This is a genomic window from Acidiphilium sp. JA12-A1 (assembly GCF_000724705.2).
GTDB lineage: Bacteria > Pseudomonadota > Alphaproteobacteria > Acetobacterales > Acetobacteraceae > Acidiphilium > Acidiphilium multivorum.
The window spans coordinates 1-1,079 of record NZ_JFHO01000246.1 but is presented as its reverse complement, the minus strand read 5'-3'; the positions used below and the strand labels follow the sequence as shown (position 1 = coordinate 1,079).

General features: G+C 55.1%; 1 rRNA gene and 1 pseudogene. Both read right to left on the bottom strand.

Annotation, left to right across the window (positions count from 1 at the left end):
• Window positions 1–312, bottom strand: a 16S ribosomal RNA gene (locus tag RT91_RS19710); the annotation flags it as partial.
• Window positions 313–735: 423 nt separating this feature from the next.
• Window positions 736–1,079, bottom strand: a pseudogene (locus tag RT91_RS21095) (protein CapI); the annotation flags it as partial.

Sequence of the window (1,079 nt, the reverse complement as noted above, 5' to 3'; positions counted from 1 at the left end):
AGTCTGGGCCGTGTCTCAGTCCCAGTGTGGCTGATCATCCTCTCAGACCAGCTACTGATCGCAGGCTTGGTAGGCCTTTACCCACCAACTACCTAATCAGACGCAGGCTCCTCCTTAGGCGACTTTCGCCTTTGCCCCTCAGGGATCATGCGGTATTAGCCGTAGTTTCCCACGGTTGTCCCCCACCCAACGGATAGATTCCTACGCGTTACTCACCCGTCCGCCACTGACAGGTTGCCCTGCCCGTGCGACTTGCATGTGTTAAGCATGCCGCCAGCGTTCGCTCTGAGCCAGGATCAAACTCTCAAGTTCATCCCATGCAGCCAGCCTCAGCCAACCACACAAAACGAACGGACCCTTCTCATTATCCCTGCCCAAGACCTCGCAGCCCCAGACAGAACTCGAAACATCTGTCACATTCACAGAATGAATACATCAGACAGCGTTCAAATCAGCCCCTAAAGACCAGATAATCATCCAGATCACATAAACCCAGATCACCAGCCAACCCTCAAGAACCACCACCAAAACCCAGACCTAAGCCTAAGCCTCAGCTCCAACCACCAGACCCTCAAGCCCAGCAGCCAAACGCCACCAACGTATCCCTTCCTAGCCTATTCACAATCCTCAAAGAACAAAACGACGGAACTTCCGTCCCGCCGAACATCACCCCGTCGGCACATTCATCCAGCGCCGCCGTCGATGTGACTGATCTATTACACCCCAACCGGACCGTCAACCCCTCTCCGCGCACCAAATGCGATACCAGGAAACAAATTTCTTAATCCCGTGATTCAGATTGGTTTTCGGCGCAAATCCGGTCAACTCGGCGAGAGCCGAAAGGTCGGCGCATGTCTCGACAGGATCAGCCGGCGGGCGCGATGCGTCGACGATCACAGCTTTTCGTCCCAGTTCCTCCTCGAGCAGCTGCACAAGGTCACGAACGAATTCAGCCCGATGATTCCCGATGTTGAAGATCCGATGCGCGCCAACCTCTGCGGGCGCATGCTCGATCACACCCATCACACCTTCGACAATATCGTCTATGTAGGTGAAATCGCGCTTTAGCGTCCCGGCCT